The sequence below is a fragment of the Arthrobacter sp. MDT2-16 genome, from assembly GCF_054510925.1.
Genome location: NZ_JBTNDP010000003.1, coordinates 384,812 through 398,324, shown reverse-complemented (window position 1 = coordinate 398,324; position 13,513 = coordinate 384,812). Strand labels below are relative to the sequence as shown.

The window sequence follows — 13,513 nt, the reverse complement described above, 5'->3', positions numbered from 1 at the left end:
TCACCGCCCGCGCTGTCGAAGGCCCGGCGCAGTCGGGCAGCCGCCATCGAACCTCGGACGGCAGGCAGAGGCCACGGGAGTACCCGCGCAGCCGAACATAATACTACTGGCGCTCAGGAAATCCTCAGTACCGGCCCTGGTGGCAGCGCTGTAACACTCCGGGCGCGGAGCCCTCGGGGCGGGTGCCGCATCCTCACGGGCAGGCCCGCCACCGTCCTAGAACAGGAGGGCGAGCGCTTCCGCGAGGGTCGAGACCTCCCGTACGGAGAAGCCCTGGGGGACGGGGCCGGTACCGCCGGGGGAGGCCGGGACGATCGCGTGGGTGAACCCGAGGCGCTCCGCCTCCTGGATGCGCCGGCCGATCCCGGGCACAGGACGCACCTCGCCGGCCAGACCCACCTCGCCGAACGCGATGAGCCGCGCGGGCAGGGGGTGGTCGGTCTTGGCGGACGCGATGGCCAGGGCGACGGCGAGATCGGTGGCCGGTTCGGTCAGGCGGACCCCGCCCACCGTCGCCACGTAGCTGTCGTCCTTGTGCAGGCTGACGGACGCGCGGCTCTGCAGCACCGCCAGCAGCATGGCGACACGCGAGCTGTCGAGCCCGCTCGTCGCCCGGCGCGGCTGGGAGTTCGGCGATTCGGCCAGCAGCGCCTGCACCTCGGCGAGCAGGGGCCGCCGCCCCTCGAGCGTCACCGTGATGCACGTCCCCGAGACGGGGTCCTTGGTACGGGAGACGAAGAGGCCGCTGGGATCGGCCAGTCCCTCGATGCCGCCGTCGGTCAGGTCGAAGCACCCCACCTCGTCCGTGGGGCCGTACCGGTTCTTCACCGCGCGCAGCAGGCGCAGGCGCGAATGGCGTTCGCCCTCGAACTGGCAGACCACGTCGACGAGGTGCTCGAGGAGCCGGGGCCCGGCGATCGACCCGTCCTTCGTGACGTGCCCCACGAGCAGGGTGGTCATGCCGCGGGCCTTGGCCGCGCCGATGAGGGACGCGGCCACCTCGCGGACCTGCGTGACGCCGCCGGCGCTGCCGTCCACGGCCGCACTGCTGAGGGTCTGCACGGAGTCCACGATGAGCAGCGCCGGGTCGATCTTCTCCACCTGCCCGAGCGCCTGGCCGAGGTCGGTCTCAGCGCTCAGGTAGAGCGAGTCGGCCACCGCGTCGATGCGGTCCGCCCGCAGCTTCACCTGGGCCGCCGACTCCTCGCCGGTGACGTAGAGGACGTCCTTGCCCAGCCGTGCCACCCGCGCGGCGACGTCGAGCAGGAGCGTGGACTTGCCCACGCCGGGCTCGCCGGCGAGCAGGATGACGGCCCCCGGCACCAGTCCGCCGCCGAGCACGCGGTCGAGCTCGTCGATCTTCGTCGGCTGGAACCCTGACAGTGTGGCGTCGACGTCGGCGATGCGCCGGGCGGGCGTCGTGACCGCGGCCGCGGCCGTGGTGCGGGCGACCACCTGGCCCGTCTCCTCGACCGTGCCCCAGGCCTGGCATTCGCCGCAGCGCCCCACCCATTTCGCCGTGGTCCATCCGCACTCGGCGCAGCGGTAGTTCGGCGCGTTGCTGCGGCTCGCGCGTGCGGCGGGGGAGGTCTTCGTGGGCATGCTTTCAGGCTACCGGCGCGCACCGACAGAGTCGCCGTGACCGCCTGCCGTTGGTGCTGCCTCAGAGCCGGGGCAGGTAGTCCGCGGCGTCCTCGTGGGTGAGGCCCGTGGCCTCGAGCAGGTCCACCACGAGCGGGCGGAGGAGGAGCACGAGCCCCTCGCCCTCGAGCCGGCTGATGTTCAGGCTGTCCGGATGGAGATCGGTGGCGACGGCCGCCAGTTCCTCGCGTGCCCGGCGCAGGTTGAGGCGCCTCTCGGCGGGATCCCGCGCCGACAGGCCGCGGCTCAGTGCGTCGACGGCGTCGGCCGTGTCCTCGAGCGACTGGCTGAGGCTCTCTATCGCCTCGTCGGTCAGGGCGGCGTGGTTGATGGCCGAGGTCAGGCGGCGGGAGAACACGCGGCTGTTGCGGATGGCGAGGTCGATCGACTCGATGGCGCTCCCCAGGGATCCGATCTCGTCGCGGTGGCGCCGGTACGCGGGGGAGATGCGGGCGACCTCCCGCGCGGCCTTCATGCTGCCCGTCAGGGTGTCGAGCTGGGACTGGCAGTTCCGCGCCCGGACCAGCGCGTGCCAGGCCAGCGTCGAATCGCTCTGCCGGAGCGCCGAGGCGCTGTCGCGGATCACACCCGACAACTCACCCAGGAGGCCGCGCACGTTCGTCCTCGGCTCGCGGCGCGGGTCGCGGGGCAGGAGGACGGTGATCACGAGCGCGAACAGGCCGCCCACGATCGCGTCGACGCTCCGCGTGAACGGCCCGCCCTCCGGGGCCGGGAGCAGCACCACCAGCAGGGACTGCAGCCCGAGCTGCGTGGTGAAGATGGTCCCGCTGTCCAGGAACCGGGCCAGGAGGATCGAGATGAACAGCACGGCGGCGGCCTGCCACAGGCCGGTGCCGAAGAAGGTGAGCAGCAGATCCCCCACGGAGATGCCGAGGGTGCAGCCGATCGCCACCTCGAGGACGCGCCGTAGACGGGGATCCCGGGAGAAGCCCAGGGAGATCATCGACGACGTCGCCGCGAACAGCGGCCCGTTGTGCCCCAGGATCTGCTCCGCGAAGGCGTAGGCGCCCACCGCGCAGACGGTCATCTGGAGTGCCGGGATGACGGAGTTGGAACTGCGCCTGAACCCTATCCGCGAGCGCTTCCGCAGAAAGGCGAGGGTTGCGGAGAGTCCCTGGCGCGGCGGCATGCTCCCAGTCTAGGAGGTGCACCGGGACGAGACCTTCGTCTCATCCGCCACTGCGAACCGGCTGGGCGGGGCAATGGCCCCGTGCTGTTCACCTTCCGTTAACGTCCCTTGGTCAGTCTCTTTACCTGCACTGCCTAGCTTGAGGATGTACAAGAACGCGTACATCTCTACCGAGTGCCATTCGTGCACCGATGAATACCTCCCTGGAAGGGGCAATATCTAGTGAAGGCTCTTCGCTTTGGCCGCGCTGCGGCAGTTATCTCCGTAGCCGCGCTGGCGCTGACCGCTTGTGGTTCCGACAACGCCACCGGCGAGCCCGCCGCGGAGGGTGGAGCCTCCTCCGCCGCCGCAGGCACTGCAGTGTCAGGAACCCTGACCGGCATCGGCGCCTCCTCGCAGAACTCTGCGATGGAGGCCTGGAAGACCGGCTTCGAGTCCGCCAACGAGGGCGCCATGGTGCAGTACTCGCCGGACGGATCGGGTGCCGGGCGCAAGGCCTTCCTGAGCGGTGGCGCGCAGTTCGCCGGCTCGGACGCCTACCTCAAGGACGAAGAGATGACCCAGGCCACCGAGGTCTGCGGCCCCGACGGTGCGATCAACATCCCCGCGTACATCTCCCCGATCGCGATCGCCTTCAACCTCGAAGGTGTCACCGAGCTGAACCTCGACGCCCCGACCATCGCGCAGATCTTCGGCAAGAAGATCAGCACCTGGAACGACCCCGCGATCGCCGCCCAGAACGAGGGCGTCGAGCTCCCCGACACCCCCATCACCGTGGTGCACCGCTCCGACGAGTCCGGCACCACCGAGAACTTCGTCGACTACCTCGCCGCCGCGGCGCCCCAGGACTGGACCTACGAGGTCAGCGGTGCCTGGCCGGCGGAACTGCAGTCCGAGAACGCCAAGGGCACCTCGGGCGTGGTGCAGACGGTCACCTCGACCGACGGCGCCATCACCTACGCCGACGCCTCCGCCGTCGGTGACCTCGGCAAGGCCAAGGTCAAGGTGGGCGAGGAGTACACCGAGCTCAGCTCGGACGCCGCCGCGAAGGCCGTCGAGGTCGCCACGCCGGTCGAGGGCCGCCCCGCGACCGACATGTCCCTCGAGCTCGAGCGCGACACCACCGAGTCCGGCGCCTACCCCGTCGTCCTCGTCAGCTACCACGTGTACTGCACCTCCTACGACTCCCAGGAGACGGTCGACCTCGTGAAGGCGTTCGGCACCTACGTCATCAGCGAGGAGGGCCAGGCCGAGGCCGAGGCCTCCGCGGGCAACGCCCCGCTGTCCGCGACCCTCAGCGAGAAGGCCAAGACGGCCATCGACTCCATCAAGGTCGCTTCCTAGCGAAGGCATCCGGTCCCGTCTGGTCTAATGATGACCGGGCGGGACCGTCCGCCGTTCACGGCTGGAATCAGCAGTGACCTTCCCTCCTCGGCCCGCCACCGGGCCGTCACTGCATCCGAAATCGACCGCCTGGAAGGCAGAGACGTGTCAACCCATACGCTGAAAGCGTCGACAGATCGAGGCCGCGCAGGCGACAAGATCTTCTCCGGAATCTCCCTCACCGCCGGCATCCTGATCCTGGCAGTGCTCTTCAGCGTCGCCGTGTTCCTGCTCGTGCAGGCCGCACCGACCTTCACCGCCGACCCCACGGAGATCACCGGCGGGAACGGCTTCACCTCCTACATCCTGCCGATCGTCATCGGCACCGTCATCGCCGCGATCATCGCGCTCGTGATCGCCACGCCCATCGGTATCGCCGTCGCCCTGTTCATCTCGCACTACGCCCCGCGCCGCCTGGCACGGGCCTTCGGGTACGTGATCGACCTGCTCGCGGCCATCCCCTCGGTGATTTACGGCGCCTGGGGCTACATCGTCCTCGCACCGCAGCTGGCCAAGGGCTACACCTGGCTCGCCGAGAACCTCGGCTGGATCCCCTTCTTCACCGGGCCCGCGAGCCAGACCGGCAAGACCATGCTCACCGCCGGGATCGTCCTCGCGGTCATGGTCATCCCGATCATCACCTCGCTCAGCAGGGAGATCTTCCTGCAGACCCCCACCCTGCACGAGGAGGCCGCGCTCGCGATGGGCGCCACGCGCTGGGAGATGGTCCGCATGGCGGTGCTCCCCTTCGCACGCCCCGGCATCATCAGCGCGACCATGCTCGGTCTCGGCCGCGCACTGGGCGAGACCATGGCCGTGGCCCTGGTCCTCTCGCCGGGCGCGCTCGGGGCCAGCCTCATCAGGACGGGCAATCAGACCATCGCGGCGGAGATCGCGCTGAACTTCCCGGAGGCATTCGGCCTGCGGCTCAACGAACTGATCGCGGCGGGCCTCGTGCTGTTCGTCATCACGCTGATCGTCAACATGATCGCCCGCTTCATCATCACGCGGCACAAAGAATTCTCGGGAGCTAACTAATGGCAGCGAACCAGACACTCCAGCGTCGCCAGTCCCAGCTCACGCGCGGCCACCTCCCCTCGTACGCCGTATGGGTGGTGCTCGGCGCCTCCGTCATCCTCGGGGCGGCGCTCGCCTCACTCATCGGGTTCAGCGTGGTCGGCTGGGCGGTCATCTCCGCCGTCGTCTTCGTGATCGCAGCCACCCTCGTCACCGCGGTGGCCGAGGGTGAGCGCAAGGCCAAGGACCGGCTCGTCACCTACCTCGTGTACGGCGCCTTCCTGATCGCGCTGCTGCCCCTCGTCTCGGTCCTGTGGACCGTGCTGCAGCGGGGCGTGCCGGGGCTCAGCTACAACTTCCTGTTCACCTCGATGAACGGAGTGACCGGCGCGACGGATAACCAGGCGCTGGAGAACGGCACACCCGTGCTGGGCGGCGCCTACCACGCCGTGCTCGGCACCCTGCAGATCACCCTCTGGGCCACCCTGATCTCGGTGCCGATCGGCCTGCTCACCGCCGTCTACCTCGTCGAGTACGGGGCGGGCAAGAACCTCACCAAGGCGATCACCTTCTTCGTGGACGTCATGACCGGCATCCCCTCGATCGTGGCGGGCCTGTTCGCAGCAGCCCTGTTCGCGCTCCTGTTCGGTCCGGGCACCCGGACGGGGTTCGTGGCCGCCGTCGCCCTCTCCGTCCTCATGATCCCCGTGGTGGTCCGCTCCACCGAGGAGATGCTGAAGATCGTGCCCAACGAACTCCGCGAGGCCTCCTACGCCCTGGGAGTGCGCAAATGGCGCACGATCACCAACGTGGTCATCCCCACGGCGATCTCCGGTATCGCCTCTGGCGTAACCCTCTCGATCGCCCGCGTCATCGGCGAGACCGCGCCTATCCTTGTGACGGCAGGGTTCGCGAGCTCCATCAACTGGAACGTCTTCAGCGGCTGGATGAGTACGCTCCCCACCTTCATCTACTACCAGATCCTCACGCCGACCTCTCCCACGGCGCCCGATCCGAGTACACAGCGCGCATGGGCCGCGGCGCTCCTGCTGATCCTCATGGTGATGCTGCTGAACCTGGTCGCCCGGTTCATCGCCCGCATGTTCGCCCCCAAGACCAGCCGCTGACCGCTCGCTGCAATTACCGATAAGGAAGCAATGTCCAAGCGAATCGACGTCAAGGACCTCAACGTCTACTACAGCAAGTTCCTTGCCGTGGAGGACGTCAACATCAACATCGAAGCCCGTTCGGTGACGGCGTTCATCGGCCCCTCGGGCTGCGGCAAGTCCACGTTCCTCCGCACCCTCAACCGCATGCACGAGGTCATCCCCGGCGCGCGCGTCGAGGGCGAGGTGCTGCTCGACGGCGACAACCTGTACGACACCGCCGTGGACCCCGTGACCGTGCGCGGCCAGATCGGCATGGTCTTCCAGCGGCCCAACCCGTTCCCCACCATGTCCATCCGCGACAACGTGCTGGCCGGCGTGAAGCTCAACAACAAGCGCATGAGCAAGTCGGACGCCGACGACCTCGTGGAGAAGTCGCTGAGCGGCGCGAACCTGTGGAACGAGGTCAAGGACCGCCTCGCCCGCCCGGGGTCCGGCCTGTCCGGCGGCCAGCAGCAGCGCCTGTGCATCGCCCGCGCCATCGCGGTATCACCCCAGGTGATCCTGATGGACGAGCCCTGCTCCGCCCTGGACCCCATCTCCACGCTGGCCATCGAGGACCTCATCAACGAGCTCAAGGCCGAGTACACAGTGGTGATCGTGACCCACAACATGCAGCAGGCCGCGCGCGTGTCGGACAAGACGGCGTTCTTCAACATCGCCGGCACCGGCAAGCCGGGCAGGCTCATCGAGTACGACGACACCACGACCATCTTCAACAAGCCCTCGATCAAGGCGACGGAGGACTACGTCTCCGGTCGTTTCGGATAGGCACATCGACAGCATGACGACGGCGGCTCCCGAGGGGGCCGCCGTCGTCGTTCCCGCGTCCTTGCCGGCGTAGCGCGGCCCCGCTCGGGGAGCGGATGTCCTACAGCAGCGGGCTCAGCGCGAGGAAGAAGACCGCGCCCAGCAGTGCGGTGACCGGGGCCGTCGCGAGCCACACCAGCAGGATGCGCACCACCCGCGGCCGCTGGACGGACGCGAAGCGCTGGTTGGCGCCGGCCCCGACGATCGCGGAGGCCATCGTGTGGGTGCTCGAGAGCGGGAAGTGCAGCGAGATGGCGCCGATGAACAGCATCGCCGAACTCACCCCCTGCGCCGTCATCCCCCGCAGCGGATCGATGTGGACCAGGCGATCGCCGAGGGTGTGCGTGATGCGCCACCCACCGAAGACCGACCCGCTGGCCAGCAGCACGGCGGCGAACACCTGCACCCAGAGGGGCATGTCGGACCCCGTCGCGAAGCCCGAACCCACCAGGGCCAGCAGGATGACCGCCATGGTCCGCTGGCCGTCCTGCAGCCCGTGCCCGAGGGCGAAGGCCCCGGCCAGGACCGACTGCGCCATCCTGTTGCCCCGGTTCACGCTCCCGGGCGACCCGTGGCGCAGCAGCCACGTCGCGGGGAACACCGCCGCATAGGCCAGGAGGTAGGCGACGACCGGGGATAGCACGAGGGGCAGCGCGATCTGCAGCAGCAGCGCCTCCCCGGCGCCGTCCATGGACGGACCGTCGGTGAGCTGCGACGCCCCGCCCGCGCCGATGATGCCGCCAAGCAGCGCGTGGGTCGACGACGACGGCTTGCCGCGATACCAGGTCAGGACCCCCCAGATGCCGGCCGCCAGGAGCGCCGCCAAAAGTATTCCGAGCCCGGTGGTCCCGGAGGGCAGCCCGAGTCCGGCGTCGGTGAAGAAGAGTGCCAGCGAGGTGCTGAGCAGCGCGCCGACGAGATTGAAGAAGGCCGCGAGCAGGACGGCGATGGTCGGTGTGAGCGCCCGGGTCCGTACCGCGGTGGCCACGGAGTTCGAGACGTCGTGGAAGCCGTTGAGGAAGGCGAAGCCGCCCGCGGCGAGGACCACCGTCCCGAGGAGGAGAGGCTCCACCTACGATTCCTTGACGAGGATGCTGCCCACCTGGGTGGCGACCCGCCGGATGTCCTTCGTGACGTCGACCAGCTGGTTCGCGACGTCACGGTGCCGTGCGTACACGAGGGGCTTGTGGTCGTTCAGGAGTTCGGCGCACCAGCTGCGGTGGGTCCGTTCCGCCCGCCGGGCCAGGCGCAGGATCTCGATCCAGTACTCCTCGAGGTCCTCCATCGAGTTCAGCCGCTGCATGGCGGCGGCGGTCAGCTCGGCCTGCCGGTTGATGACCTCGAGCTGGTCGGCGGCCCGCTGGCTCAGCTTGTTCAGCTTGTACAGCGCGATGAGCTCGCCCGCGCCGTCGAGCTTCTCGATCGCCTCGTTGAGCAGCCTCGACAGCACGTAGAGGTCCTCGCGCGGCAGCGGGTTGATGAAGGAGGTGCGCATGGACGTCAGCAGGGCGAAGTGCAGGTCCGTGGACGCAGATTCGTGCTGGTGCAGTTCCTCGGAGAGGCGGTCGTACTCCTGTGTGGACGCGCCCAGGATGGCGGACATGGTCCGCACACCGAGGACCAGCTGCTGGGCCATCCGGGAGAGCAGTTCCAGCCCAGCGTTCTCCTGCGGGAAGAGGCGTAGTTTCACGGAGTCTTCCTCGCAGGATATGGACGTTTCACCAGGCAGGCCCGGTGGCAGAGTAGTGGCGCCGAACCGGGAGCGCCTCTCGGCGGAAGGCCGCTCGAAGCGGCTGAGTGTTGAAGCCCGGGGGTTCCACGGTCCGACGCCGCTTTAAGTCTTGCCGTCCCCGGAGCCGCTGTCAACACGGGGCCGCGGGGCGGGTCAGTCCAGTTCCCCGCGCCGCCAGGATGCCGCGGCATGCTCGAGGTCCTCGGCGGTCTTGATCAGCTGGTGCGAATTGCGGGTCAGCCTCGCGGCGTGGGGTCCGTTGGCGACCTCGGCATCGTCGGCGTGGTTGGCCTGGCCGAGTGCGACGACGCGACAGAACGCGGCGAAGCGTTCGAGTGCTACATCGAAGTCGCCCTCGAACGCCCCGGAGAGGATGGTGTTGGCCATGGTGGTCATCTCGGTGGCGCCGGGCGGCTCGGCGACGCCGGCCACGACCTTGGACACCTGGGCCACCTCCTTGCCCGAGGCGAAGTAGGCGGCGATGCGCTCGGGGTTCTGCTGCGTGGCGGCACGCAGGGCATACAGGCGCCACAGGGCACCGGGCAGGGACCGCGCCGGGCTCTCGGCCCACATCTCCGCGATGGCCTCGAGGCCCTGTTGGTCGGCGAGTTCGACGAGGCGGCGTGTCACGTCCGGGTCCTCGGCGTCGCGGCCGTGGTGCACGAGCGCATGGGCGGCCATATGGGCCGCCTCCGAGACCCTCGAGGGATCCACGCCGCCCGCGAAGACCTCGAAGTCAGCCGGAGCGAAGGGCTTCGGCTTGTGCGGCCGTGGGCTGTTGTTCGTGTATTCGCCGTCCATGGAACGAGGATACTCCTGCGGAATTTCGCGCCGGAAGGCGGGTGCGGTGCAGTCCTCGGACCAGGAGTGATTGCGATAAAGTTAGCGGGTCACCGCCGGTTGCGGCGGTGTGGCGGGCCCTTAGCTCAGTTGGCTAGAGCAACGGACTTTTAATCCGTGGGTCGTGGGTTCGAGCCCCACAGGGCCTACCTGTCGTACGGAGGAAGGGTCCCGGGTCTCCCGGGGCCCTTCCTTCGTGCAAGCGGCCTATCCGGACACCTCGTGGACCACGAAGGCCGTGAGGAAACCGAGGGCCGCGATGAGCCCGGTCAGCATGTGCTGCTTCTCGAAGGCCTCGGGGATCATGGTGTCGGCCACCATCGCCAGGATCGCGCCGGCGGCGATCGCCGTGATGAACGCGATCGTGACGCCCGAGGCGCCGGCCAGCAGCGAGTAGCCCGCGAGCGCGGAGAGCCCGGAGACCAGGGCGATCCCGCCCCAGAGACCGAAGACGTAGCGCGGGCCGCGTCCGGCGTTCCGCATCCCCGCGCTGCTCGAGAGACCCTCGGGGACGTTCGAGATGAAGATCGCGACGAGGACGGCGGGATTCACGGTACCGCTCGCCACGAGCCCGAGCCCGAGGACCACCGATTCCGGGATGCCGTCCAGCAGCGCACCGAGCGCGATCGCGTTACCGCTGCCCGCGTCCTCGGTCTCCCTGGGCTGCTGGCCGCCCGAGCGCTTGCGGTGCTGGGCGCCCTTCCGTGCGAGGACGGCATTGGCACCCACGTAGGCCACCGCTCCTACGAGGAAGCCGAGCCCCGTGGGGACGAGCCCCCCGGCCTCCTGCGCCTCGGCGACCAGTTCGAACGCGAGGGCGGAGATGAGCACTCCGGCGCCGAACGCCATCACGAAGGACACGGTGCGCGGGGGCACCTTCCACTTCCAGGCGATGGCCGCCCCGATGAGCAGCGCGGCTCCGGCGATCGCGCCCCAGGCGAAGGCCTGCACCTCCAGTGGCACCGGGTGCCTCCTTCTCCCGCACCGGGATCGCGGCCGCGTCGCACGGCGCGACGACGAAAAACCTGGCCCAGCCTGTCACGGATCGATGGATGGCAGCAGGCGGGATCGCCACCGATCCGGGGATTGACTCGCTGCTCCCGCTCGTTTGCACTGGTAGGAGGAGCACAGTGTCGGCGGGCGCCGACGCGGTGCCGGGCCGGGCGGGATCGAGCGGTGTCGAGCAGAGGAGTGGCCGTGGACGTGGTTGCCCTGATCGGGAGTCTGATTGCCTGCGTCGTGATGGCCGGTGTCGCGGCTCTCACGGGATGGCGGCTCGATGCCGTCTCGCAGCGCGGCGGAGGGTCCGACGACTACTTCTGGGTGGGCTTCGGTGGCGTCGTCGTGATCACGGGAGTGGGCGTCGCCGGAGGATCGGCCGGAGGCCCGGGCGCGGTGCTGGTGGGGGTGGTCGGAGTGGCGGCGACAACGGCCATGGTGGTCTGGTCGGTGCGACGCCATGATCGGCGGAACAGGGCGTCCGTGAGGGCAGAGCGCACGGCCGCGTGGGCGGAGCTGCGTGCGCGTCACGGTGAGGTGCTCCGCCGGTGGGCGGACTACGATCTCGACCCCGCGAAGGCGATCCACCACCCGGGCATGCACGATCCCCGCCACCCCGTGGGGCAGCCCGTGATCCGCGCCCTGAGGGCGGCCGATGCCGCGCACGGCGGCGATGACGCACCCGACGTGGAGCGGTATGCGGCGGCGGTGGACCGCCTGGAGCAGGCGTTCGAGACCGCCGAATCCCGTCTCGCAGCCTCTGGGACAGGACGCGCGGCGCGGCATCGCGCTCTTCCCTTATGACCCTGAATCGTTACCTGCACGACGGCTCCGGAGCGCCTTGCCCGACTAGGATTCAAGTTACCGGAGCGAACGAGTTTGGGTGCTACCCGTCCAGTCGCGACGGGTCGGGAATGGGGGGAGGGATCATGCGCGTCATGGCGCACTGCACGGCCGCCGTGCTGGCTGCATCCCTGCTCATCGCAACCGCGCCCGCCGCGCCCGCGACCCCGCCGGACGACACCCTCAGCGTGGACTCCGCCACCGGATCCAGGGACCGGCAGGACGTCCGCTTCGCGACGTACAACGCGAGCCTGAACCGGACGGCGCCGGGCGACCTGCTCCGCGACCTCGGGACCGGGGGCAACAGCCAGGCGCAGGCGATCGCCGAAGTGGTGCAGATCAACCGACCCGACGTCGTGCTCCTCAACGAGTTCGACTACGTCCCCGGCAACCGGGCCGCCGACCTGTTCAACCAGAACTACCTCCGCGTCGGCCAGAACGGCAGGACACCGCTCGACTACCCGTACGTCTACACGGCCCCGTCCAACACGGGCGTGCCGAGCGGCTTCGACCTGAACAACGACGGCAGTGTGGGCGGGCCCGACGACGCCCTCGGCTTCGGTGCGTTCGAGGGCCAGTACGGCATGGTGATCTACTCGAAGTACCCCATCGAGACGGAGTCGGTGCGGACGTTCCAGCACTTCCTGTGGAAGGACATGCCGGGCGCGCTCCTGCCCGACAATCCGGCGACCGGTGCGCAGGGTGACTGGTACTCCACCAACGAACTGGCGGTCCTGCCGCTGTCCAGCAAGTCGCACTGGGACGTTCCCGTCAGCATCGCGGGCAGGACGGTCCACGTGCTCGCAAGCCATCCCACCCCTCCCGTCTTCGACGGGGAGGAGGACCGCAACGGCAGGCGGAACAGCGACGAGATCCGTCTCTGGTCGGACTACGTGACGGGCGGGGCCGATGCCTCGTACATTTACGACGACGCCGGTGTGACGGGTGGGCTCAAGCGCGGTGAACGCTTCGTGGTCATGGGCGATCAGAACAGCGACCCACTCGACGGCGACTCCCTCCCGGGCTCGATCGGCCGGCTGCTCGGGAACAAGCTCGTCCAGGACCCGATGCCGGTCTCGAAGGGTGCAACGGAGGCCTCGGCGCTGCAGGGCGGCGCGAATGCCGAGCACCGCAGCGACCCCCGCTACGACACGGCCGACTTCGAGGACAGGTCCGCAGGGAACGTCCGCGTGGACTACGTCCTCCCGTCACGCACCCTGCGGGTGTCGGGATCGGGTGTCTTCTGGCCGCAGGCAGGCACGCCGGGGTCGGAACTGACCGGCATCTTCCCGTTCCGCACGAGCGATCACCGGCTGGTCTACGCCGACGTGACCGTGCACGGCGGCCGGCAGCGCTGAGCGGCGTCCCTGCACACCAGGGTGGAGTAGACCCTTGTCGCCCCGGGACGACCGGGTGTACGGTCGGATGCATGAGGACGATTCTTTTTCAGTAGCGGGGCCGGCTCCAGCCACCCCTAGCGCCACTTGTCGATGACACCCCTCCGAGGGCGCCCACTGAATCTGTCGGATCCTCCAGCACCCGTCGCGCAGGTCTCTCCGTGCGCCGTGCCGTCCGGTCCGAGGCGTTCCGTGGGCGCACGCACCAGAAAGGAACACCATGACCAGCACGCCCCAGAACGAGCAGCCCGATACCGACCGGCAGTCGAGTCCGGAGAACGAGACGGCGGCGAAGAACGGCGGTTCGCGCAGACTGCAGGACGATCCGCGTGCGCAACTCGCGCTCGCGAAGAAGAATCACGGCGCAAATCCGACCGCGGCCTCCGGTGCGGCACATGTCAAGGCTGCGCACGAGAGCAGCAAGCAGGGGAAGGCGGAGAAGAAGGTCCGCTGGTAGGCGCGGCCGCGCCGGACATTCACCGGGCGGTGAGAGCCCGGGTGGAAGCCGGAGCGGACGCCGTGTGGAAGTCGCCTT

The 13,513-nt window shown here is 69.1% G+C and carries 13 protein-coding genes and 1 tRNA gene; 8 read left to right on the top strand and 6 right to left on the bottom strand.

What is annotated here, in order from left to right; all coding sequences use genetic code 11:
• Window positions 1-216: 216 nt before the first annotated feature.
• Both radA and ACX80N_RS08480 read right to left on the bottom strand, forming a co-directional pair.
• Window positions 217-1,602: a DNA repair protein RadA gene (gene radA / locus ACX80N_RS08485; protein ID WP_459339024.1), complete on the bottom strand. Its 1,386-nt coding sequence runs from the start codon at window positions 1,600-1,602 to the stop codon at window positions 217-219.
• Between the two features lie 61 nt (window positions 1,603-1,663).
• Entirely contained in the window at window positions 1,664-2,791 is a 1,128-nt protein-coding gene (locus tag ACX80N_RS08480) for an FUSC family protein (protein ID WP_105032312.1), read from the bottom strand.
• A 222-nt stretch (window positions 2,792-3,013) separates the two neighbouring features.
• On the opposite strand from ACX80N_RS08480, the gene ACX80N_RS08475 reads away from it, so the two are divergent.
• The 4 genes from ACX80N_RS08475 to pstB all read left to right on the top strand — a co-directional run bounded on the left by ACX80N_RS08475 (window position 3,014) and on the right by pstB (window position 7,128).
• Window positions 3,014-4,135 (top strand): phosphate ABC transporter substrate-binding protein PstS, encoded by a 1,122-nt coding sequence (locus tag ACX80N_RS08475; protein WP_105032313.1) that lies wholly within the window; start codon window positions 3,014-3,016, stop codon window positions 4,133-4,135.
• A 144-nt stretch (window positions 4,136-4,279) separates the two neighbouring features.
• Entirely contained in the window at window positions 4,280-5,212 is a 933-nt protein-coding gene (gene pstC, locus ACX80N_RS08470) for a phosphate ABC transporter permease subunit PstC (RefSeq protein ID WP_105032314.1), read from the top strand.
• Window positions 5,212-6,318, top strand: a complete 1,107-nt coding sequence (gene pstA / locus ACX80N_RS08465; protein ID WP_105032315.1) for a phosphate ABC transporter permease PstA — start codon at window positions 5,212-5,214, stop codon at window positions 6,316-6,318. The genes pstC and pstA overlap by 1 nt, the downstream gene beginning before the upstream one ends.
• 30 nt (window positions 6,319-6,348) lie before the next feature.
• The gene (gene pstB / locus ACX80N_RS08460) at window positions 6,349-7,128 is read left to right on the top strand and encodes a phosphate ABC transporter ATP-binding protein PstB (RefSeq protein WP_459339023.1); all 780 of its coding nucleotides are present in this window, start codon (window positions 6,349-6,351) and stop codon (window positions 7,126-7,128) included.
• A 100-nt stretch (window positions 7,129-7,228) separates the two neighbouring features.
• Here the strand turns inward: pstB and ACX80N_RS08455 are convergent, their stop codons facing one another.
• The 3 genes from ACX80N_RS08455 to ACX80N_RS08445 form a co-directional block, all read right to left on the bottom strand.
• The gene (locus ACX80N_RS08455; protein WP_105032317.1) at window positions 7,229-8,239 is read right to left on the bottom strand and encodes an inorganic phosphate transporter; all 1,011 of its coding nucleotides are present in this window, start codon (window positions 8,237-8,239) and stop codon (window positions 7,229-7,231) included.
• Window positions 8,240-8,857, bottom strand: coding sequence for a DUF47 domain-containing protein (locus ACX80N_RS08450; RefSeq protein ID WP_105032318.1), 618 nt, complete (start codon window positions 8,855-8,857; stop codon window positions 8,240-8,242).
• Between the two features lie 195 nt (window positions 8,858-9,052).
• Window positions 9,053-9,700: a hypothetical protein gene (locus tag ACX80N_RS08445; RefSeq protein WP_105032319.1), complete on the bottom strand. Its 648-nt coding sequence runs from the start codon at window positions 9,698-9,700 to the stop codon at window positions 9,053-9,055.
• A gap of 114 nt (window positions 9,701-9,814) precedes the next feature.
• Between ACX80N_RS08445 and ACX80N_RS08440 the strand changes: the two genes are divergently transcribed.
• Window positions 9,815-9,888: transfer RNA gene (locus ACX80N_RS08440), tRNA-Lys, on the top strand.
• A 58-nt stretch (window positions 9,889-9,946) separates the two neighbouring features.
• Here ACX80N_RS08440 and ACX80N_RS08435 read toward each other — a convergent pair.
• Window positions 9,947-10,702 (bottom strand): ZIP family metal transporter, encoded by a 756-nt coding sequence (locus ACX80N_RS08435; protein ID WP_105032320.1) that lies wholly within the window; start codon window positions 10,700-10,702, stop codon window positions 9,947-9,949.
• A 234-nt stretch (window positions 10,703-10,936) separates the two neighbouring features.
• Between ACX80N_RS08435 and ACX80N_RS08430 the strand changes: the two genes are divergently transcribed.
• The 3 genes from ACX80N_RS08430 to ACX80N_RS08420 all read left to right on the top strand — a co-directional run bounded on the left by ACX80N_RS08430 (window position 10,937) and on the right by ACX80N_RS08420 (window position 13,435).
• The gene (locus ACX80N_RS08430) at window positions 10,937-11,542 is read left to right on the top strand and encodes a hypothetical protein (protein WP_459339022.1); all 606 of its coding nucleotides are present in this window, start codon (window positions 10,937-10,939) and stop codon (window positions 11,540-11,542) included.
• 125 nt (window positions 11,543-11,667) lie between these two features.
• The gene (locus ACX80N_RS08425) at window positions 11,668-12,939 is read left to right on the top strand and encodes an endonuclease/exonuclease/phosphatase family protein (protein WP_459339021.1); all 1,272 of its coding nucleotides are present in this window, start codon (window positions 11,668-11,670) and stop codon (window positions 12,937-12,939) included.
• A 259-nt stretch (window positions 12,940-13,198) separates the two neighbouring features.
• Complete coding sequence (locus ACX80N_RS08420) at window positions 13,199-13,435, top strand: hypothetical protein (protein ID WP_105032322.1); 237 nt, start codon at window positions 13,199-13,201, stop codon at window positions 13,433-13,435.
• Window positions 13,436-13,513: the final 78 nt, after the last annotated feature.

Coding starts and splice junctions, on each gene's coding strand:
- pstB (WP_459339023.1), top strand. CDS start 6,349: ATGTCCAAGCGAATCGACGTCAAGGACCTCAACGTCTACTACAGCAAG.
- radA (WP_459339024.1), bottom strand. CDS start 1,602: ATGCCCACGAAGACCTCCCCCGCCGCACGCGCGAGCCGCAGCAACGCG.
- pstA (WP_105032315.1), top strand. CDS start 5,212: ATGGCAGCGAACCAGACACTCCAGCGTCGCCAGTCCCAGCTCACGCGC.
- ACX80N_RS08425 (WP_459339021.1), top strand. CDS start 11,668: ATGCGCGTCATGGCGCACTGCACGGCCGCCGTGCTGGCTGCATCCCTG.
- ACX80N_RS08480 (WP_105032312.1), bottom strand. CDS start 2,791: ATGCCGCCGCGCCAGGGACTCTCCGCAACCCTCGCCTTTCTGCGGAAG.
- ACX80N_RS08420 (WP_105032322.1), top strand. CDS start 13,199: ATGACCAGCACGCCCCAGAACGAGCAGCCCGATACCGACCGGCAGTCG.
- ACX80N_RS08445 (WP_105032319.1), bottom strand. CDS start 9,700: ATGGACGGCGAATACACGAACAACAGCCCACGGCCGCACAAGCCGAAG.